19 protein-coding genes are annotated in these 19,777 nt (G+C 70.9%); 10 read left to right on the plus strand and 9 right to left on the minus strand.

All coding sequences use genetic code 11. From position 1 onward, the window contains the following. Nucleotides 1–278: 278 nt before the first annotated feature. From ACFOWB_RS01330 to ACFOWB_RS01340, 3 genes are read left to right on the plus strand one after another with little or no spacing between them, the layout of a single operon-like run. The gene (locus tag ACFOWB_RS01330) at nucleotides 279–779 is read left to right on the plus strand and encodes a (2Fe-2S)-binding protein (RefSeq protein WP_261401679.1); all 501 of its coding nucleotides are present in this window, start codon (nucleotides 279–281) and stop codon (nucleotides 777–779) included. Next, entirely contained in the window at nucleotides 776–3,061 is a 2,286-nt protein-coding gene (locus tag ACFOWB_RS01335) for a xanthine dehydrogenase family protein molybdopterin-binding subunit (protein ID WP_261401678.1), read from the plus strand. The genes ACFOWB_RS01330 and ACFOWB_RS01335 overlap by 4 nt, the downstream gene beginning before the upstream one ends. Further along, nucleotides 3,058–4,365, plus strand: coding sequence for a cytochrome c (locus tag ACFOWB_RS01340; protein ID WP_261401677.1), 1,308 nt, complete (start codon nucleotides 3,058–3,060; stop codon nucleotides 4,363–4,365). The genes ACFOWB_RS01335 and ACFOWB_RS01340 overlap by 4 nt, the downstream gene beginning before the upstream one ends. A gap of 67 nt (nucleotides 4,366–4,432) precedes the next feature. On the opposite strand, the gene ACFOWB_RS01345 is transcribed toward ACFOWB_RS01340, so the two are convergent. Beyond that, nucleotides 4,433–5,320, minus strand: coding sequence for a LysR family transcriptional regulator (locus ACFOWB_RS01345; protein ID WP_261401676.1), 888 nt, complete (start codon nucleotides 5,318–5,320; stop codon nucleotides 4,433–4,435). A gap of 98 nt (nucleotides 5,321–5,418) precedes the next feature. Here ACFOWB_RS01345 and ACFOWB_RS01350 point away from each other — a divergent pair, with 98 nt between their 5' ends. Continuing rightward, a complete protein-coding gene (locus ACFOWB_RS01350; RefSeq protein WP_261401675.1) occupies nucleotides 5,419–6,159 on the plus strand; it encodes an SDR family oxidoreductase in 741 nt (246 codons plus the stop codon). Between the two features lie 41 nt (nucleotides 6,160–6,200). Further along, nucleotides 6,201–6,419: a tautomerase family protein gene (locus tag ACFOWB_RS01355; RefSeq protein WP_261401674.1), complete on the plus strand. Its 219-nt coding sequence runs from the start codon at nucleotides 6,201–6,203 to the stop codon at nucleotides 6,417–6,419. Between the two features lie 19 nt (nucleotides 6,420–6,438). Here the strand turns inward: ACFOWB_RS01355 and ACFOWB_RS01360 are convergent, their stop codons facing one another. Next, nucleotides 6,439–6,834, minus strand: coding sequence for a response regulator (locus ACFOWB_RS01360; protein ID WP_378145261.1), 396 nt, complete (start codon nucleotides 6,832–6,834; stop codon nucleotides 6,439–6,441). Beyond that, nucleotides 6,831–8,450 carry a sensor histidine kinase gene (locus ACFOWB_RS01365; RefSeq protein WP_261401673.1) on the minus strand — a complete coding sequence of 540 codons (1,620 nt, stop codon included), beginning with the start codon at nucleotides 8,448–8,450 and terminating at the stop codon, nucleotides 6,831–6,833. Before ACFOWB_RS01365 ends, ACFOWB_RS01360 begins: the two co-directional genes overlap by 4 nt. Before the next feature lie 139 nt (nucleotides 8,451–8,589). On the opposite strand from ACFOWB_RS01365, the gene ACFOWB_RS01370 reads away from it, so the two are divergent. From ACFOWB_RS01370 to ACFOWB_RS01380, 3 genes are all read left to right on the plus strand, one after another. Then, nucleotides 8,590–8,877 (plus strand): hypothetical protein, encoded by a 288-nt coding sequence (locus tag ACFOWB_RS01370; RefSeq protein ID WP_261401672.1) that lies wholly within the window; start codon nucleotides 8,590–8,592, stop codon nucleotides 8,875–8,877. A gap of 127 nt (nucleotides 8,878–9,004) precedes the next feature. Further along, a complete protein-coding gene (locus ACFOWB_RS01375) occupies nucleotides 9,005–10,684 on the plus strand; it encodes a caspase family protein (protein ID WP_261401671.1) in 1,680 nt (559 codons plus the stop codon). 32 nt (nucleotides 10,685–10,716) lie between these two features. Then, complete coding sequence (locus ACFOWB_RS01380) at nucleotides 10,717–11,073, plus strand: hypothetical protein (RefSeq protein WP_261401670.1); 357 nt, start codon at nucleotides 10,717–10,719, stop codon at nucleotides 11,071–11,073. A gap of 16 nt (nucleotides 11,074–11,089) precedes the next feature. Here ACFOWB_RS01380 and ACFOWB_RS01385 read toward each other — a convergent pair whose 3' ends face one another. Continuing rightward, nucleotides 11,090–12,259, minus strand: coding sequence for a lipase family protein (locus tag ACFOWB_RS01385; RefSeq protein WP_261401669.1), 1,170 nt, complete (start codon nucleotides 12,257–12,259; stop codon nucleotides 11,090–11,092). A gap of 105 nt (nucleotides 12,260–12,364) precedes the next feature. Next, nucleotides 12,365–12,916 (minus strand): hypothetical protein, encoded by a 552-nt coding sequence (locus ACFOWB_RS01390; protein WP_261401668.1) that lies wholly within the window; start codon nucleotides 12,914–12,916, stop codon nucleotides 12,365–12,367. Between the two features lie 80 nt (nucleotides 12,917–12,996). Here ACFOWB_RS01390 and ACFOWB_RS01395 point away from each other — a divergent pair, with 80 nt between their 5' ends. After that, entirely contained in the window at nucleotides 12,997–14,265 is a 1,269-nt protein-coding gene (locus ACFOWB_RS01395; protein WP_261401667.1) for a hypothetical protein, read from the plus strand. A 132-nt stretch (nucleotides 14,266–14,397) separates the two neighbouring features. Beyond that, complete coding sequence (locus ACFOWB_RS01400; protein WP_378145266.1) at nucleotides 14,398–16,221, plus strand: sugar-transfer associated ATP-grasp domain-containing protein; 1,824 nt, start codon at nucleotides 14,398–14,400, stop codon at nucleotides 16,219–16,221. 19 nt (nucleotides 16,222–16,240) lie between these two features. On the opposite strand, the gene ACFOWB_RS01405 is transcribed toward ACFOWB_RS01400, so the two are convergent. The 4 genes from ACFOWB_RS01405 to ACFOWB_RS01420 form a co-directional block, all read right to left on the minus strand. Then, nucleotides 16,241–16,537: a hypothetical protein gene (locus ACFOWB_RS01405; RefSeq protein ID WP_261401665.1), complete on the minus strand. Its 297-nt coding sequence runs from the start codon at nucleotides 16,535–16,537 to the stop codon at nucleotides 16,241–16,243. A 118-nt stretch (nucleotides 16,538–16,655) separates the two neighbouring features. Next, nucleotides 16,656–17,600 (minus strand): hypothetical protein, encoded by a 945-nt coding sequence (locus tag ACFOWB_RS01410; protein ID WP_378145268.1) that lies wholly within the window; start codon nucleotides 17,598–17,600, stop codon nucleotides 16,656–16,658. A gap of 32 nt (nucleotides 17,601–17,632) precedes the next feature. Then, nucleotides 17,633–18,490, minus strand: a complete 858-nt coding sequence (locus tag ACFOWB_RS01415) for an OmpA family protein (RefSeq protein WP_261401663.1) — start codon at nucleotides 18,488–18,490, stop codon at nucleotides 17,633–17,635. 286 nt (nucleotides 18,491–18,776) lie between these two features. After that, a complete protein-coding gene (locus tag ACFOWB_RS01420) occupies nucleotides 18,777–19,745 on the minus strand; it encodes a trypsin-like serine peptidase (protein ID WP_378145271.1) in 969 nt (322 codons plus the stop codon). Nucleotides 19,746–19,777 lie beyond the last annotated feature (32 nt).

Raw genomic sequence — 19,777 nt, forward strand, 5'->3', positions numbered from 1 at the left:
GCTTCCGAGAACGACGACCCCGCATTGCGAGATCGCATGATGCGGATCGAACTTATCTTGTTCTAAGGTAGCATCATTAAACCGCGCTGGACGCAGCGGCGCAAAGCGCCGCGACGTCGCCCCGCTGAAGGGGCGCGCGGGGCGCGACGCTCGCGCCGTGCGGCAAGCTTCCGACGTTCGCGCGAACGTCCGGGAGCGCTCCGCAAGGACAGGGCGCCGCGTTTGACTGCGGCGCTCAGGGCGGCGGCCCGGGCGCCCCGACAGCGGGAGCGCTATCGATGATCTCCATCAACGTGAATGGCGAGGACCGTCAGGTCGACGGGCCGGAGGACATGCCGCTCCTCTGGGCGCTCCGCGACGTGCTCGGCATGACGGGCACCAAGTTCGGCTGCGGCGTCGCCCAGTGCGGGGCGTGCACCGTGCATGTGAACGGCCAGGCGGTGCGCTCCTGCGTGCTGCCGATCGGCACGCTCAAGGACGCCAAGGTCACGACCGTCGAGGCGGTCGGCCAGTCCGAGCAGGGCAAGAAGATCCAGCAGGCCTGGCTCGACGTCGAGGTCGTGCAGTGCGGCTACTGCCAGTCCGGCCAGATCATGAGCGCCGCGGCGCTGCTCCAGCACAATCCGAACCCGTCCGACGCCGACATCGACGCGGCCATGTCGGGCAACATCTGCCGCTGCGGCACCTATGTGCGCGTGCGCCAGGCCATCAAGCAGGCGGCGACCGGCGAGAAGGTCGCGATGCAGACCATTCCGAACGACGCGGAGGCCGTGCGATGAGCGCCCCCGTGCTCGCCTCCCCCTCCCGCCGCCTCGTGCTTCAGGCCGGCGGCGGCCTCTCCCTCGCGTTCCTGTTCGGCGGCCGCGTAAGCGCGCAGGACGCGAGCCCCCAGGCCAAGCTCGAAGCCGCCGCCGCCGGCGACGCGGCCTTCGCGCCCAACGCCTTCATCCGCATCGACAAGACCGGGCCCATCCGCCTCGTCATCCCGAACGTCGACATGGGCCAGGGCATCTACGCCACCGAGGCCGCGATGATGGCCGAGGAGCTCGAGGTCGGGCTCGGCCAGGTGGTCGTCGAGCACGCCCCGCCGATCGAGCCGCTCTACCAGACGCCGCTGTTCAAGAGCCAGATCACCGGCGGCTCGACCAGCGTTCGCGCCTTCTACAAGGGCCTGCGCCAGGTCGGCGCCGCGGCCCGCACCATGCTTGTCGGCGCGGCCGCCGAGCAGTGGGGCGTGCCCGCCGAGAGCCTCAAGGCCGAGAACGGCAAGGTCGTCGACCCTGCCAACAATCGCTCGGCCACCTATGGCGAGCTCGCGGAAGCCGCGGCCAAGCAGCCGGTGCCGGATCTCGAGAAGGTCGCGCTCAAGGAGCCGAAGGACTTCAAGCTTCTCGGCACGCCGTTCCGGCGCGTCGACACCGCCGACAAGACCAACGGCAAGCTCGAGTTCGGCATCGACTCCAAGGTCGAGGGCATGCAGGTCGCTACCCTTGCGCTCTGCCCGCATGTCGGCGGCAAGGTGAAGTCGCTCAAGATCGACGAGGCCAAGAAGGTCCCGGGCGTCCGGGACGTCATCCAGATCGAGGGCGGCGTCGCGGTTTCGGGCAAGCATTTCTGGGCCGCCAAGATGGGCCTCGAGGCGCTCGAGATCGAATGGGACGAAGGCCCGCACGCCGACTTCTCGACCGAAAGCCACTTCAAGGCGCTCGACGAGACCTCGCGGACCGGCAAGGCGCTGGTCGCGGCGTCAGAGGGCGACGTGACCAAAGTCACCGGCAAGAAGGTCGAGGCGATCTACCGGCTGCCGATGCTGGCGCACGCGGCGCTCGAGCCGCTCAACGCCACCGTGCATGTGCGCCCCGACGCCTGCGAGATCTGGGTTGGCACGCAGGTGCCGGTCCGCGCCGTGCAGATCGCCGCCAAGGTCGCGGGGCTGCGCGAGGACCAGGTGATCCTCCACCAGCACTATCTCGGCGGCGGATTCGGGCGCCGGCTCGAGGTCGATTCGATCGAGACCGCGGTGAAGTTCGCCAAGCAGGTTCCGTACCCGCTGAAGCTGGTCTGGACCCGCGAGGAGGACATGCAGCACGACGTGCCGCGGCCGGCCTATCTCGACCGCATGTCGGCGACGCTCGGGGACGACGGCTTCCCGCTCGCCTTCACCGACCGCGTGACGGGCGCCTCGGTCGCGGCGCGCTGGGCGCCGGTGATCCTGCGCAAGGACGGCTTCGACAGCGACACGACCGAATGCGCGGCCGAGATGGTCTACCACGTGCCCAACACCCACGTGGAATGGGCGCCGTTCCAGATGCCGGAGGCGCTGCCGATCGGCTGGTGGCGCGGCGTCGGGCCGACCCACAATCTCTTCACGGTGGAAAGCTTCTTCGACGAGCTGGCGCACGCCGCCGGCAAGGACCCGGTCGAGTACCGGCTGAAGCTGCTCTCCAAGAACCCGCGCGCCGCCGCGACGCTGAAAGACGCGGCGGGCAAGATCGGCTGGGGCGAGAAGATCGGTCCCCGCCGCGGCCGCGGGATCGCGACCGGCGCGCCCTTCGGCGCGTTCACGACGGCCGCCGTCGAGGTCGAGGTGTCGCCGCAGGGCGAGATCAGAATCGTGAAGGCGGTCTGTTCGGTCGACTGCGGCGTGGTGATGAACCCCAACACCGTCGAGGCCCAGATCCAGGGCGGCCTCGTGTTCGGCTGGACCATGGCGCTCTACGGCGCGCTCACCTACGAGAACGGCGCGGCGCAGCAGTCGAACTTCCACGACTACCGCATGATGCGCATGAACGAGACGCCGCACATCGACGTCTCGATCCTGAAGTCCGGCGAGGCGCCGGGCGGCATCGGCGAGGTCGGCACGGCGATCGCCGCGCCCGCCCTCACCAACGCGATCTTCGCGGCGACCGGCGTGCGCATCCGTGAGCTCCCGATCGACAGAAAGCTGCTGATCGAGAACGGCGACGCCAAGAAGAAGAACGTCACCGAGCGCGAGGCGCCCGATCGCAAGGCGCCCAAGCGTGACCTCGCCGAAGCGACCGCCGCGGGCGGCGCGTCATGATCCGGGTCTATCTCAAGCTCGTCGTGTTCCTCGGCCTCGTCGCGCTCGTGGGCGCGGCGGGGTTCGCTGGGTGGCGCTTCGCGACTTCGGACGCGGAGGTCTCGGCCGCCGACGTCACGCCGACGCCGGAGCTCATCGAAAAGGGCCGCTACCTCACGGCGGCCGCCGACTGCGCGGCCTGCCACACCACGCCGGGCGGCAAGCCGTTTGCGGGCGGGGTCGCGTTCGACCTGCCGTTCGGCACGATCTACTCGACCAACATCACGGCCGACGACTCCACCGGCATCGGCCTGTGGAGCGACGACGAGTTCGTGCGCGCGCTCCACAAGGGCGTGGGCAAGGACGGCCGCAACCTCTACCCGGCCTTCCCCTACACCTCCTACACCGGCCTCACGCGCGACGACGCGGTGGCGATCAAGGCCTATCTGTTCAGCCTGCCCAAGGAGCGCGTCGCGGAGAAGGAGAACACCCTCGCCTTCCCGTTCAACCAGCGCTGGGCGATGACGTTCTGGAACGTCGCCTTCCTTGACCAGAAGCGGTTCCGCCCCGATCCCGGCCTCGACCACGTGGCCAACCGCGGCGCCTATCTCGCGACCGCGCTCGGCCATTGCGGCGAGTGCCACACGCCCCGCAACCTCGCTTTCGCGCTCTCGGGCAAGGAGTTCGCCGGCGCCGAGATCCGCGGCTGGCATGCGTACAACATCACGCCCGACCGCGACGAGGGCGTCGGCGCCTGGACCGACTCGCAGCTCGCGAGCTACCTCTCGACCGGCCATGCGGAAGGGCGCGGCGCGGCCTCGGGGCCGATGGCCGAGGTCATCGTCAACTCGACCAAGCTCCTGACCAAACCCGACATCGACGCGCTCGTCGCCTACATGCGCACGGTCGAGCCGCGGAAGGGCGACGGCGGGGTCCGCGTGGCGGAGTCGCCGAAGTCCATGACGACCTCGACCGCATGGGCGGCCGCGCCCTCGGGCGCGGAGAACGGGCTCGGAGCCAAGGTCTTCCAGGGCGCCTGCGCGAGCTGCCACCAGTGGAACGGCAAGGGCCAGCAGACGCCCTACGCCGCCCTCGCCGGAACCCGCGCGGTGAGCGATCCTGAGGGCGTCAACCTCGTGCACGTCATGCTCGAGGGCACGGATCTCCGGTCCGTTCACCAGGCCGCCTGGATGCCGAAGTTCGCCGAGGCCTACACCGACGCCGAGCTCGCGGCGGTGGCGAACTACGTCATCGGGCATTTCGGCGGCAAGGAAGGCAAGGTCACGCCCGAGATGGTGTCGGAGCGGCGGGCGACCGCCAAGTAACGGCCTCAGAAAACGCCCGGCAAGCAGCGCCTGCCGGGCGGCGGCCCGAAAGGACCTTCGATCGGGGTCAGGCGCCCCTGAACAGGCCCGCGACCCAGTCGAGAAAGACCCGCAGCCGCGGCGTCACCTGGCGGGTCTGGGGAAACAGCGCCGACAGCGCCGTGGGCGACGGCGGGAACTGCGGCAGCACCTCGACGAGCGTCCCGTCGGCGAGCTCGGGTTCGAAACGATAGCGCGGCGCCTGCACCAGGCCGAAGCCGAGCCGCGCGAGGTCGGCGTTGGTGTCGGCGTCGTTCGACGCCGTGCGGCTTAGCAAAACGATGCGCCGGGTCTCGCCCTCGATCACGAATTCAAGCGGCAGGATCTCGCCGGTCCGCGACGAGACGAAGCCGACCATCTCATGTCCGTCGAGATCGCCGATCGCGCCCGGCGTCCCGCGCCGGTCGAGATAGGCCGGGCTCGCGACCGTGACCTCGGGCAAGGCGCCCAGCCGACGCATCGCAAGCGCGCTGTCGGCCGGTTCGCCCACGCGGATGGCGCAGTCGACGCCCTCGCGCACGAGGTCGACCAGACGCTCGCTCTGGCCGAACTGCACGTCGACCTTCGGGTGCCGCTCGAGAAACGCTGGCAGTTCGGGAAGCAGGAACGTGCGCGTCAGCAGTCCGGGCGCGTCGACGCGCAGCAGGCCGTGCGGCTCGCCGGACCGCAGCGTCGCCTCCGCGTCCTCGATATCCGCGAGGATCGCGACGCAGCGCTCGTAGAAGTGCCGTCCGTCGAGCGTCGGCGTCACGACGCGGGTCGTGCGCTCAAGCAGCCTTGCTCCGAGCCGCGCCTCGAGCCGGCGGATCGCCTCGGTCGCCGTCGAGCGCGGCAAAGCGAGATCGGACGCGGCGGCCGTAAAGCTCCTCCGCTCCACGATCCTGGCGAACAGGCGGAGTCCGTCGAGATGGTCCATGACCATTGTTCGCCATAAACGAAAAGTATTGGCAAGCGGCGACCGATTATCCGGACGTTGTGTGGATCCATGTTCTCCTTCGAAACAGGAGACGGACCATGACCGACACGCCCAATCGCACCGCCATCGTGACAGGAGCCTCGCGCGGCATCGGAGCCGCGATCGCGCGGCGTCTTGCGGCCGACGGCTTCTCCGTGATCGTCAACTACGCCCGCGGCCGCGACGCGGCCGAGGGCGTCGTCGCGGAGATCTCGGCCGGCGGCGGCCGCGCCACAGCGGTCCAGGCCGACCTCGCCGATCCGAAGGGCGCCGCCACGCTGTTCGATGCGGCCGAGGCCGAGTTCGGCGGCGTCGACGTGCTCGTCAACAACGCCGGCGTCATGAAGCTCGCGCCGATCGCCAAAACCGACGACGCGCTGTTCGAGGCCCATATGGCGGTCAATCTCGGCGGCGTGTTCCGCGGCATGCGCGAGGCCGCCAACCGGCTCCGCGACGGCGGGCGCATCGTCAATTTCTCGACCAGCGTCGTCGGGCTGAAGCTGCCGGGCTACGGCGTCTACGCCGCCGCCAAAGCGGCCGTCGAGACCATGACCCACATCCTCGCCAAGGAGCTCGGGCCCCGCGGCGTCACCGTGAACGCCGTCGCGCCGGGACCGGTCGCGACCGAGCTGTTCCTCTCCGACAAGTCCGACGAGCAGGTCGCCGGGATCACCCGGATGATCCCGGCCGGACGCCTCGGCGAGACGGACGACATCGCCCGCGTCGTCTCGTTCCTCGCCGGACCGGACGGCGGCTGGGTCAACGGCCAGGTCATCCGCGCCAATGGCGGCATGGTCTGAGCCCGCCGTCGCCCCCCAAACGCCCGATCGAGGAGAAACCAATGCCGTTCGTGAACATGAAGGTGCCGGAAGCCGCCCTGTCGCGCGCCCAGAAGGAGGAGATCATCCACCGGGTGACGGACCTTGTGGTCGAGTATTTCAGCGAGGCTGCGCGCCCGCACACCATGGTGCTGATCGAGGAGGTCAAGGACGGAGGCTACGCGCGCGCCGACGAGGTGTTCGTGATCCCCGAGGCCTATCGGGCCGTCGACGGCGCATGAGCGCCGGGGACGCGCGGCCTCAGCCGGCCATGCGGCGCAGGGCGGCGACGACCGCCGCCGGCTCGTAGGGCTTGGAGAAATACTCCGCGCGCTCGGGCAAGCGGACCTCCGCCAGAGCCCGGAATCCCGAGATCACGATGATCTCGATCGGCGGCCAGCGCTCGCGGATGAGGGCCGCGAGACGCACGCCGTCGAGCCCGCGCGGCATGTCGATGTCGGTGACCACGATCCGGATGTCGGCCCGCGCCTCGAGGACCGACACCGCTTCCGTGGCGTCGGCGACCTCGAGCGCCTCGAAGCCCGCCTCCTCCACGAGGTCGACCGCCATCATCCGCTGCATCGGCTCGTCCTCCACGACGAGCACGACCTGGCGGACCCCGGAGCGCCGCAAAGGTTCGCTTTCCCTGCCGGTCATGACTGGCGCACCTGATGGAGCGGGGCCCGGAAGTCTCCCTCCAGCCCGCTCGGCAGAAACCGCAGATCGACGCCGCCCGACCCGACGAGGCCCATATTGATGAGCCGCGAGCCGAAGCCCCGCGCCGCGGGTTCGCGCGCCGGCGGCCCTCCTGTCTCGCGCCACTCCAGAACGAGTTCGGGCTCGCCGCCATCCTGCTCCACGCGCCAGAACGCCGACGCCTTGCCGGCCTCGACCGAGAGCGCGCCGTGCTTGACCGCGTTGGTGGCGAGCTCATGCGCCAGCATGGCGAGAGAGAGCGTCGCCCGGGGCCCGAGCTGCACCTCGGGGCCGCCCATCGCGAAGCGTCCGTCGTCGAGGCCGAAGCGCGCGATCACGGAGGCGACCGTCGCGCCGATCGGCGCCGAGGTCCAGTCGGCGGTGAGCAGCGCGTCATGCGCGGAGGCGAGCGCCAGCAACCGCTTCAACAGCGCGTCGACGGGCGCGCGGTCGGGCACGCCTTTCAGCGTCTGGGTCGCGATCGCCTGCACCATCGCCATCATGTTCTTCATGCGATGGCTGAGCTCGTGGTTGAGGATGCGCTGGTCGGCCTCCGCGCGCAGACGCCCGACGCCGACCTCCAGTCGATCGGCGACGTTCCTCAGGAACACGAGCTCCTCGGCCGACCACGCCCTCGGGCGGTCGTCCTGCGCGATCAGCATCGCGACGGTCCGGCCGCGGTCGCGGACCGGAACGTTGACCAGCGAGCCGATCTGCAGCGCGAGCATCGGCTCCGGATCGGCCGCCGTGCGCGGATCGGCGCGCACGTCGTGGATCACGAGCGGATCGCCGCGCAGGATGTCGGGCAGCAGGTCGCCGTAATCCTCGAAGCGATGGCGGCCCGCGATGCTCGCGATCCCCTCGCGGGTCCAGTCCTGCACGATGTCGATGTGCTCCGTGCGCGCGTCGAGATGGCCGAACCCGGCGCGCGAGGCGTCGAGCGCGCGCCCGACGAGCCTGGACGCGATCCGGATCATCTCCTTCTCGGTCTCAGCCTCGCGCAGGTCGTCGCCGAGCTTCAACAGGTCCTCGCGTCTCGCGACCGCCTGAGCGCGCTGGCGGAGCAATGCGTCGCGGTCGGCGAGCGCGCGCCGCAGCTCGAGCTGGGCCATGACCTGCGCGGCGAGGTTCCGGAGCGCGCTCGCCTGTTTGGGCGACAGGCCCGCGGGCCGCGGCGCGACGTCGATGACGCAGAGGCTTCCCAGCACCTCGCCGGCCGGCGTGCGCAGCGGCGCGCCGGCGTAGAAGCGGATGCGCGGCTCGCCCGTCACGAGGGGATTTGCGAGCGTCCTCGGATCGGCGGCGAGGTCGCCGATGACGAGCAGGTCGGGCTCGAGAAGCGCATGCGCGCAGACCGAACTCGCGAGATCCGTCTCGCTCGGCGCGAAGCCGTCGCGCGCCTTGAACCATTGCCGGTCCTGCCCGACGAGGCTGACGAGCGCGACCGGCGCGTCGCACAGCACGCGCGCGATGTGCACGACCTCGTCGAAGCCCGGCTCGGGCGGCGTGTCGAGAATGTCGTAGCTTGCGAGCGCGGCCAGTCGTTGCGCGTCGTTCACGATGTCGGGCGGCGTCACTGAGGCACTCGGGGCTACGCGGTCTCCGCAACATGTAGGGCGCGCAACCGGAACGCAATCGGCGCAGGCTTCGCGGACGAATCCCGCTCTGCGGAGCGCAAGGACCGACGACCGACGCGAGAGACGGAAAGACCCCGCCATGGCCACGAACCCGCCTTCCGACGAGACCGCCGCCCCGCGCTTCGTGGACTGCTGGGTGAGCCGCGAATGGCGCTTCACGCTCGGGCTCGATCGACGGACCGGCGGACGCTTCCTCAGCACGCCGGTCAGCGGCGCGATGTCGGCCGCCGAGTTCGAGGCCTATTTCGCGATCAGCGCCGAGGAGTACGACCGCTTCCGCGCCGACCCGGCCGCCGCCGGACCCCTGCTCGAACTCTGCCGCCTCGGGCGCGCCGACGACCGGCGCATTCCCGAAAACGTGACCTGAGGAGGCTGGAGGCGTGACCGCGTCTTGCGGAAAGTTCGGACCGCGCCGCAACGGACCGGCGCGCGCTTTCAGGGCGGGACGGCTTGGAGCCGCGGGCGATGCGGCTTCTCGGGGAGGAGAACGCGCGATGGTCAGGCTTCTGGCGGTTCTCGCCTTGCTGTTCGCCGCCGTTCCGCTCGCCTTCGCGGAGGCCCCCCGCGCCTTCGACGACAATGCGGACTCGATCGCGATCGTGGTCGGCAACCGGAACTACAAGCAGACCACGCCGGTCGACTACGCCCACAACGACGCCGGCGCAATCCGCGAGTTCCTCGTCCGCGGCCTGCGGTTTCGCGACGAGAACGTCTTCGTGCTGCAGGACGCGACGCTCAACGAGCTGAACCAGGCGTTCGGCAGCGAGGCGAACCCGCAGGGCGGGCGGCTGTGGCGCAGCGTCGTGGCCGGGCGCTCGAACGTCTTCGTCTATTATTCCGGCCACGGCGCGCCGGATCTGAGGACGCGCCAGCCCTTCCTGCTGCCGCAGGACGGCGATCCCAACTTCCCCGAGAGCGGCTATGCGCTGGAAACGCTCTACCGCAACCTCGAGCTCGTGAAGCAGAAGGTCGGACCCGCCCGGCAGGTCGTCGTGATGGTCGACGCCTGCTTCACCGGCGAGACCGGCCGCAAGGGCGAGAACATGCTGGCGGTCTCCGCGCCCGGCTTCACGCCCGCGAAGCCGAAGGCCGCCGGCGGCGTCGTGCGGCTCGCCGCGACGTCCGGAGCGACCCCCGCGAACTGGGACGAGGGCGCGAAGCTCGGCCTCTTCACCAGCCGCTTCCTGATGGGAGCGGCCGGTCTTGCGGCGCCCAAAGGCGCGGGCGCGGGCGACGCCCGGCGCGTCGAATGGGCCGACCTGCAGGCCTATGTGGCGCGCGAGGTGCAGGCGACGGCCCGGCGCGAGGTCGGCCGCGAGCAGGCGCCCGAGATCGACGTCGCCGCGCTTTCGCTGCCGATGGTCGAGCCGGCGCCCGCGATCCGCCGCAGCTTCGACCGCGCCCGCGACGAGGCCGCGTGGCGCTCCGCCGAGATCGACGGCTCGCGCGAGGCGCTCGAAGCCTATGTCGGCCAATGCGCCGAGCCCTGCGCCTATCGCGACCAGGCGATGGACCGGCTGCTAAAGCGCCGACGCGCCGCCGAGGCGACGGCCGACGACGAGACCTGGCGGCGGCTCTCCGCCGAGGGCAAGTACCAGGCCTATCTCGACGGTTGCGGCAAGGTCTGCGCCTATCGCCGGCTCGCGCTCGGATATCTCGGCAAGGACGGCGAGGCCGCCGCGCCGCCGCCGCTCGCTGAGCCCGAAAAGCCCGCCGCGCCCGCCGAAGCGCGCGATCCGGCCAAGGAACTTCAGGCGGCCAAGGCCGCCGGAACGGTCGAGGCGCTCGACGCCTTCCTGAAAGCCAATCCGAAGGGCAGGCTCGCGACCGAGGCCCGCGCCGCGCGCGCGGCGCTCGTCAAACGGACGCCCTCCTCGGCGCCCGCGGCCGCTGCGACCCGGACGAAGCCTTATGAGCCGACCGCCGCGGAGCTTCGCGCCTTCAAGGCCACCGAGGCCGAAATGGCGCGCTATCGGCCGACCGCAGCCCAGCAGCGCGCGCTCGGCGAACGCTACCGCCCGGAGTACAATCGCCGCGCGGCACGCGACGGCAGAGCGGCGGCCGACGCCTGGCTCAAGTCGGTGGCCTTCGAGGTCGGGCGACGGCAGGGCGAACAGGCCAAGCGCCAGATCCTGATCGACCGACGCCGCGCGGCCGAGGCCGCCGGACGCTGAGCCGACCGCTCGTACGATCAAGGAGAACGCGCATGGCGGGACGTCTGTGGATCGCCCTCGCGCTTGGCTCCCTCGCCGCGGCGCCGGCGGCTTCCGACGAGCGATCTTTCGAAGGCCGCCTCAAGATCGGCTCGACCGGCGTCATGTGCGTGAAGGAGCCCTGCCCGCGCATCGGCGTCCTCGCCGCATCCGAGCCCGGAAAGCCGCGTTTCGGGCGGCCGATGTTCGCCGGCGACGCGCCGCCGCCGATGTCCGGCGCGACAGCCGACCAGGAGGCGGTGGCGGCGGCCTGGCGCGCCGACGGCTGCCTCGTGATCGAGGGCCGGTTCAGCAGGCCGCCCCTGCTGGAGATCGATCGCGTCGAAGGCCCGTGCGGGCCGCACGATTGACCGCGTCGCGCCGTCGCTACGGCGTCGCGGCGGCGCAGTCGTTGGGCGGCGCAAGCCCTGCGAAGCGGTCGCCGATCCATGCGACCGCCTGCGCGGCGCTGTCGCGCGCGGCGTAGAGATGGCCGCCCTTCGGCAGCCAGACCATCCGGACGGCCCGCCCCGCGCGGCAGGCGCGATCGGCGTAGTCCTGCGTGACCTGCGGCCTGACGAGATCGTCCGCCGTCCCCTGCGCGAGGAACAGCGGCGCGCCCTTTGGCGGCAGGCCGGGCGAATTGCGGGCGAGCAGCCCGCGCCACGGCTCGGTCTCGTAGAAGGTCTGCGACTTCAGGAACTCCTTCGCGAGCGCCCTCGAGGGAGCCATGCGGGCGAAGATGTCGAAGACGCTCTCGATGCAGTCGCCCGCGAGCCTCTGGACGACCGGCAGCGCCTCGGCCTTCACCACGTCGTCGATCGGCGCGCGATAGACCTGCGCCCAGGACCAGAGCGTCATGGCGGTGAGGTTGCGCCCGCCCAAGGTCGCGATGTCGTCGGCGAGCAGCGTCGCGAGCTCGGTGGCGGGCGCGGCCGCCGCGACGCCCGCCAGGTCGAGCTCGGGCGCGTAAGTCGCGGCCAGAACGCCGGCGAACAGCGCGGCGTGACCGCCTTGCGAATGGCCCCAGACGGCGAAGCGGCGGCTCGCGCCGGCCTCGGGCAGCGCGTGGGCGGCCCGAACCGAGTCGAGCACCGCCCGTCCTTCGCTGACGCCGACGAGATAGGGATGGGGACCGGGCATGCCGAGGCCCGGATAGTCGGTCGCCGCGACCACGTAGCCGGCCTTCAGCATCGCGCCGAGGCCTTGCACGAAGCCGAAGAAGCCCCGCGCCCGCGACGGCGCGCACTGGTCCTCGACGCCCGAGGTCGGATGCGCCCAGACGACCACGGGCCTGCCGCCGGCCGGCGCCGGCCCGCTCGGCGCGACGATCACGCCCGAGACCGGGATCGCGCCGCCGTCGAAGGCTGTGGACCGGTAGATGACGCGGTAGGCCGTCGCCCCTTCGGGCGCGCCCTCGAGCACGGCGACCCGCAGGATCGCTCCCGGACGCCCCGACGCGAGATCGAGACCGCCGGGATCGTAGAAGTCGGCGCTCTCGGCGGCGCTCGCCGCCGCCGCGACCATCGCCGCCACGAGGATCAGGAGAACGCGCATCCGGGGCTCCGCTCGTGGGTCCGCTGCGGGAGCCGCGATCATAGCGGAAGCCGGAGGGCGCCGGGAGCCTGGACAGAGGCCGCGCGGATCAGGATCGCGCCGCGCCTATCGCAGCCGTCGCAGCGCCGTCGCGATCCGCCGGCGGGCGAGCCAGGCGGCCGTCAGCGCGCTTCCGACCGCCGCGACGCCGAACAGCCCGACCTGGCGGTCATGGCGCGCCGCCGCAGCCTCGTAGCGGCCGAGCGTGTCGGCGTGGTCGAGCAGCCTGCGGTCGCCGAGCTCGACGCCCACGACCTCGATGACGGGCCTGTCCATCGGGCGCCGGTCGCGCTGCGCCGCGGCGGGGTCGCCGACCATCGTGAGCCGCGCCTGCGCGCCCGCAAGCCCCGTCGCGTCGATCGCGGCGTCGAGCGGAAAGACGACGTCGGGGTAGTCCGGCAGCATGAGGGTCTGGCTCAGCCCGCGCGAGGGCCGCGACGGAGTTCCGGTCGAGACGGTCTCCGAGGAGACCTCCGCCACCACGGTCTCGACCGTCACCAGCCGGCCGCTGTCGAACGGCTTTGTCAGGCGCGACGCCTGATCGGCGTGGAACAGCGCGAAGCCCGCCCAGATCAGCGCGAGGAGACCCGCGGTCGCGATCCGTCGCGTCTCCGTCACCCGTCCGCCTCTACCGTCTCTTGACCTTGCGCCGCCTTCATGGTCGCTCGACCACCCCGGCGTCAATCCGAAGGTTCGCCATGAAGCTGTCGCGCGCCGCCGTCGTCCTCGCCGCCCTCGGCTGCTGGCCCGCGGGAGCCGCGACGGCCGCACAGGAGACCATCGAGGGCGTGACGTTCGAGGCGCCGGAGGCCGGCGCAGGCTGGGAGCGGAAGGCGGGGACGTCATTCACCGTGTTCCAGAAGACCATCGTGTCCGACAAGGGCCGCAAGTCGAGCGCGATGATCCAGGTGGCGGCGCCGCTCTCGGTGGGGCCGGAGCAATTCGACGCCAACTTCACGCAGTTCTCCACGTCGGTGACGGAGCTGACGAAGGAGAAGCCTTCGCTCAAGGCCGACGGGCTGACGCCGGCGGGACGGCGCATCCGCACCGAATGGCGCTGCTGCGCGCGGGTGCAAGGGGTGTCGGTCGGCCAGCGCACGGCGGGCATCGCCTCCGACGACCGGCAGGTCTTCGTCGTGCTGCTGACCTTCAACCTCCGCGGCGACGAGGGCAAAGCCGCCGAGGCCGCGTTCGCCGGCCTCGTGCGCTCGCTGAAGCTCGATCCGTCGGACGGGACCGCGCTCGTCCCCGCCAAGGGCAACGGCGGGCTCGAGGGCGCGTTCACGCATCTCGACACGGGACTGCGGCTCAACGCCTTCGGCGGCACGGATTTCTATTCGCAAAGCCGGATCAAGGTGTTCGACAAGTCCGGCCTCTATTCGAACCGCCTCCCCGAGGACGGCGACCTCGCCGCCCATTGCGCGAAGACGCCGGCCGATTGCGGGCTCTATGCGCTGAAAGGCGGCGGCTGGTTCTCGGGCGCGAGCGAGATCGAGCTCCGCGACGTCGTCAACCAGTACGGGGTGATCGAGACCAGGACGCGGGCCTTCGAGACCGACGGCGACGACGTCAAGATCGGCAAGGACCGCCACGTCCGCCTGAAACCGCTGGAAGACGGGACGCCGCTTCAGGGAAGCTGGCGTTACTTCTTCGCCTCCACGGGCAGCACCGCGTTTTCGAGCAACAGCGTGTCGTCGGAGCGGACGCTCACCTTCGACACTGGCGGCCGCTTCGCCCGCACAGGCTTCACCAGCGCGAGCTCGACCTCGGACATGGGCGGCGGGACGACCGGCTTCACCGCCGGCGGCAGGCGTCCGGAGGCGAGCGGGACCTACCGGATCGACGGCTTCACGCTCACGCTGACCGACGAGGCGGGAAAGGTCGAGAAGCTCTCCGTCTTCGCACCCGACAAGGGCTCGGACGGGCTGCTGGTCATCAACGGATCGAACTACCTGAAAAAGAAATGAGGAGCGGCGCTCGCGCCAACGCCTCACGCCATCATTGCGCCCTCAAGCGGACGCACTTGCGCGGCTGGCTGGGCGTCGCCGGAGACGTCGGCGCCATGACGTCCCGAACCGCCGTCGCGAACGGATCGCCCCATGCAGACTGACGCCGCGCTCCATCCGCTGTTTTCGTCTGCGCGCCGCATGGCGGCCGGCGGGTTCCTCGTCCTCTGCGCCGTGCTAGCGATCCAGGAGGCGAGCGGCGTCTCGCCCTGGCGCGCCTTCGCGCCGATCGAGCTCGGCAGCAACGCGGTCGCCACCATGGGCTTCGCCTGGTCGCTGCTGCAGCTGCGGAGCTACTGGCGGGCCGAGCAGGCGCGGCGCGCCTGGTTCGCGGCCACGCTCGGCATGGGCCTCCTGTCGGTCGAGGGCAATGTCGGCGAACTGCTGTTGTTGAAGACCCACGGACCGAGCGAGATGGCGCTTTCGATCGCCATGTGGTTCGTCGCCGCCTATTTCCTCTTCAAGGCGTGCCGGCGCTACGCGATGCGGCGCTCGGTGATGACGGTGCTCGCGGTCGGCTTCGCGGCGCAGGTCGCGGCCCAATATGTCGGCTGGCTGGCGGCGATCGAGCCGGACCCTGCGGGCCGGGCCGAGGCGCTCGAATATCTCAACGACAGCGGCGAGCTCGCGGCGGTTCTCGCCTATGTGGTCGCGTTGCTGCTCGCTGAATTCGCGCCGCTCAAGAGCTACGCGTTCTCGCCCTCCGAGGTCGGGCGCAAGGGGCGCGCGCTCTACCGCGACTTCAGCCTGCGCAACGGCGGCCGCTACCCGACCCGCATCCCCTTCCTGCAGGAGGCGGGCGCCCGCCACGTGGTGCTCGCCGTCATGGCGCTGATGTTCGGCGCGCGCGTCGGCCCCTCGGTCAGGCGCGCCGGCGGCCCCGGCCTGCTGCGGCAGGCGCTCGATCTGGCGCGGCTCGGCGCTCAGGGGATCGACGCGTTCAGCTACTACGTGCTGTCGCTCTACAAGGCGTCCGGCCCGCGCGACGTCGACGGCTACATCTCCCGCGTCGAGACCAAGAACGGCCTGATGGCGGCGATCAACCGGAGCGCGCCCGCATGGGGCGGCGCCCGCGACATGAGCGACAAGATCGCCTTCACGCAGGTCTGCGAGGAGAACCGCGTGCCCGTCGCGCCGATCCTCGGCTACGCGTCCGACGGCGCCTTTCAGCCATGGGCCGGACCGGAAGCGTTCGACCGCGACCTGTTCGTGAAGGACCGCAAGGGCTGCGGCGGCAAGTTCACGCTCAATTTCGAGCGCATCGCGCCACTCTTCTGGCGCGACGACGCGGGCGGGACGCTCGGCTACGCCGAGCTCGCGGAGCGCCTCGCCAAGCTCGACCGGCCCCACGGGCTGATCGTCCAGCCCAAGCTCGCGAACCATCCCTCGGTCGCGCTTCTGGCCGAGACGTCGCTCGTGGTGTTCCGCGTGGTCACCTGCCTCGACGACCTCGGCCGGCCGAGCCTCACCCACGGGCTCGTCCGCATCCTGCGGCGTTTCGAGAAGGGCTGGCCGCGCTTCGCCGAGAAGGAATGGGGCGCGGCGATCGACATCGAGACGGGCGTTCTCGGCCCTCTGCTCGGCGACGTGGCGAGCACCTGCGTCGAGCGCTATCCGGTCCATCCGGTGACGGGCGCGCCGGTCGCGGGCGTGCGGATCGCCGAATGGGATCAGGTCGCGCAGGCCGCGATCGAGGCGCATCGCGTGTTCTCGGCGCGCCCGATCGTCGGCTGGGACATCGGACTGACGCCGGACGGCCCGCGCGTCCTCGAAGGCAACTCCAATATGGACGTCGCCTTCATCCAGCGCTGCTACGAGACCCCGATCGGGCGGTCTCCGCTCGGGCCCCTGCTCGATCGCCATCTGGACCGCGTGCTGTCCGTCGAATGGGACCGCCTCGCCCGCGAACGGTCCTGACGCGGAGAGGTGGTCAGGGTCACGAGCCGCAGCGGATCCAGTTGCGCTGGTAGCCAGCGTCTCCGGGGCGGCCGTAGCACCAGCCGCCCTTTTTGAGCCTCGCGCCGATCGTCTCGCGCTCGTCGCAGGCCTTCATCGTCTTCGGGTCGTCGCCGCTTCCGCCGCGACAGGCGGAGTTGAGGTCGGTCCATTGGGCGATCAGCGCTTCGAAGGCGTCGCTGCGGGCGGAGGCGTCGGCGGGCGCGAGCAGCGCGATCGCGAAGCAGGCGGCGGCGACGAGGCTTGGGCTTTGAGCGCGACGGCTCGGCTTGGTCACGCCCGCGTCTTCGCGGGCGTGACCAAGCCCCTCGGCGCGATGGATGTCTTTCGAGGCATAGTCGTCATCTCCCTCGCCGGCGCCGCCCGAAGACGACGACGGCCGCCGAGCCTCCTGGTCAGCGCGTCGCGACCTTGGCGATGGTGAAGGTGTTGCCCGTGAAGGTGACCTGGCCGGCCGAGCCCATATGGTCGAGCATCAGGCGCAGGTTCCGGTTGAGGCGGGCGCTGTCGGAGCGGGTCTCGTACCAGTATTCGGCCATGCCGCCCGAGGCGCGCACCGGGCGATGGCTCGCATAGCAGCTGAACGCGGCCGAATACTCCTCCATGCGCTGCATCTCTTCCGCCGAAAAGCCCTGCACCTTGATCACATAGGCGGTCGGCATGCCGCCGCAGGCGTCGCCCGCCGGGGCAGGCGCGCCGACGGAGCCGCCGCCGGCCGGCGCCACGTCGGTCACCGCACCGCCGCCCGCGGACGGGGCCGAGCCGATGAAGCCGTCAAGCTTGGCGCCGAGCGCGTTGGAAAGGTCGTTGGCCAGAGTCTTGGCCTCGGCGCCGACCTTTTCGAGCAGGCATTCACGGTCGCAGCCCTGCGGCAGCGGCGGCAGCTGCTGGCCCGTGGTCTCGAACGAGCCCAGGCCCTGGCCGGTGCGCACGTTCAAGAGCCGGCCCGCGACCCGCACCTCGGGACGCACGATGTCGGAATACATCGACTTCTGCGCCGAGGCGTAGATCTGGAACACCACCACCACGTCGAGCGGCGGCTGCTGCACGGCGCGGGCGACGTCGATGAGCTCCGCGTCGCGGCGGCGCACGCGGCCGGGCTGGGTGACCGACATGGCGACCGCGGTCTCGTCATAGACGTTGTAGCCGCGCAGGTTCATGGTCTCGCCGAGCTCGGCGATGACGCGCTGGAAGATGCGGTTGCCGCGCGGCACCGAGTCCTGGTCGGCGTCCTCGCCCATCACCACGATGTTGGGCTTGGTCTGGGCGCCGGCGGGCGCGGCGAGAGCGATCGACGCGAACGCAAGTCCCGCGATCGCCGAAAGAGTCCTGATGAGCATCGGGGCAGTCTCCGGTGTTTTGGCGCGCGGGTTCAGCGGCGCGGGGCGAGTTCGAGATCGTCCATGTTCAGGGTCTCGGCGCAGACCGCGGCGGGCGCGGCGCCGAAATCGTCGAGGTCCAGCGGCTTGCGCAGCCGCGGATCGGTCATCTCCTCGAGCCCGCAGCCGTCGTCGCCGGAAACGTCGTGGCGCAGGCCTTGCGGTCCCTCGTAGCCGAGCCTCGACCGCTCGAGCGACGAGGAGCGGCGCGGCGGCGCGATGAGCGCGACCTCGACGCGGCGATTGACGCGCGACAGCGGGTTGCCCCGATCCTTGAGCCGGCTTTCGCCCCAGCCATAGGCCACGAGCCGCGACGGCTCGATGTCGAAGGCCTCGACGAGATAGCGCTTCACCGCCGCGGCGCGCCGGGCGGAGAGGCCGCGATTGTAGGCGTCGCTGCCGGCGGCGTCGGTGTGGCCGGCGATCAGGAAGCGGAAGCCAGCGAGCTTTTCGGATTGCAGCGCGCGACCGAGCGGCTCGAGCTGGATGCGGGCCTCGGGCGTCAGCTGGAAGCTGTCGTAGAGGAAGAAGACCGTGAGATCGACGGCGCGGCCGTAGTCGACCCGCACCGTGCGCCCGCCGGCGTCGACGTCGCGATACTGGCGCGGCGCGTTCGGGTTGCCGTCCGCGAAGGGAGCGAGCGAGCGGATGATCTCGGTCGCGCTCGGATTGACGGTCGCGCGCTCCTCGGCGGCGCCCTGCGGCTCCATGGCGACGCCGGCCTCGGGCTCCGGTCCGTGGCCGGGCTGGTCGGTCAGAGGGTTCGACTGCGCGAAGGCCGCGGCGACCAGCAGCGTGAGCGCTGCGGCCGAGGCCGCGGATCGAAGAGCGAGGCGGGTCGCGAACATCATGACGTCGGTTCCTTCAGCGTCGGGGAGCCGACCGGCTCCGTCTCTCCGATGCGTGGGACGGCGAGAGCGGTTTTTGCGCAGGAGCTGATTTCAGAAAGCGAGGCGGGCGCTTCTCCCCTCCCCCTTGCGGGGAGGGGTCGGGGGTGGGGGTGGTTCCGGAAGAGGCTCAGGGGCTGACGTCGCTCCACGCGCAACCGTGGCGATCTATCCTGAGCCACGCCCACCCCAACCCTCCCCACAAGGGGGAGGGAGGCGGAGAGGTCGCGCTCTGCGATCCCCCCTGCCCTCATTGGCCCCTCAGGATCGAGTTCATCTGGCCCGTATCCAACCCGCCCGACGAGCCGAGCGGCGTCGACTTCATCGGGTCGTCGCCGCCGCGGTCGGCGGCCTTGGGCGCGGGCGGCGCGTCGGCGCCTGCCGTCGCGACCGCGGCCTGGAGAACCTTGCTTTCGGCGAGGATCGCCGACATCCGCGTCGCGGTGTTGAAGCTCGTCGTGTCGGCGGGATCGAGCCCGCCCTCCTTGTGGAGCGCGACGCCCTCGGACCCCATCGCGTAGAGCAGCGAGCCAGAGCTGCCGCCGAGCGTGTCGCAACGGTGGCGGAGCTCCGCGCCTTCAGCCTGCTCCTTCAGCGCGAGGCAGCGGAAACGGCTCATCACCTTCGGCCGCCCGAGCGGATGGTGGATGACGAGCAGCGAGCGCGCGCCCTCGGGCGAGGCTGCGACGAGCCTCACCGAGCCGAATTCGGCGACCGCCCCGCCCGACACCTTGGCGACCGCGAAATCGAGCTTGGCGCTGAACTCTTGGGGGCTCGGCTCGACGTCGAACCGCTTCGAGCCCTTTCCGTCGAGCGTCAGGTAGTCCATCAGCAGCGAGGCCTTCACCGGCCTCAGATCGCCGGACTGCGGCAGGCAGTGATGGTTGGTGAGCACGTAGTCGCCGGCGATCAGCTCGCCGGTGCAGGACGAACCGACCTCCTGGCCGGTCTTCTGGTTGCGCAGCACGACGTCGAGCCGCCCGACCGGCCGCGCGAGCGCGTAGAGCGGGTCCCTCGGATCAAGCTCCGCGACGGGCTCGAACGCCCCGCGATTGCTGTCAATGAATTTCGCGGCGTCGCCGGTGCTCTGGCGGGACGGAAGTTGCGCCTTGCCGTAGTCGGCGGGGTCGAATCCCGCGACCTGCGCGCCCGCCGGGCCCGCAAACGCGACCGCCATCGCCAGTCCGGCCAGAATGCCCTGCCTGCGTCGCCGCCGCATTCGCCCCTCCGCTCGTGATCAACCTATTAACT

Origin of the sequence: Chenggangzhangella methanolivorans, assembly GCF_042648545.1 — a bacterium.
In the GTDB taxonomy this organism is placed as follows: domain Bacteria; phylum Pseudomonadota; class Alphaproteobacteria; order Rhizobiales; family Methylopilaceae; genus Methylopila; species Methylopila methanolivorans.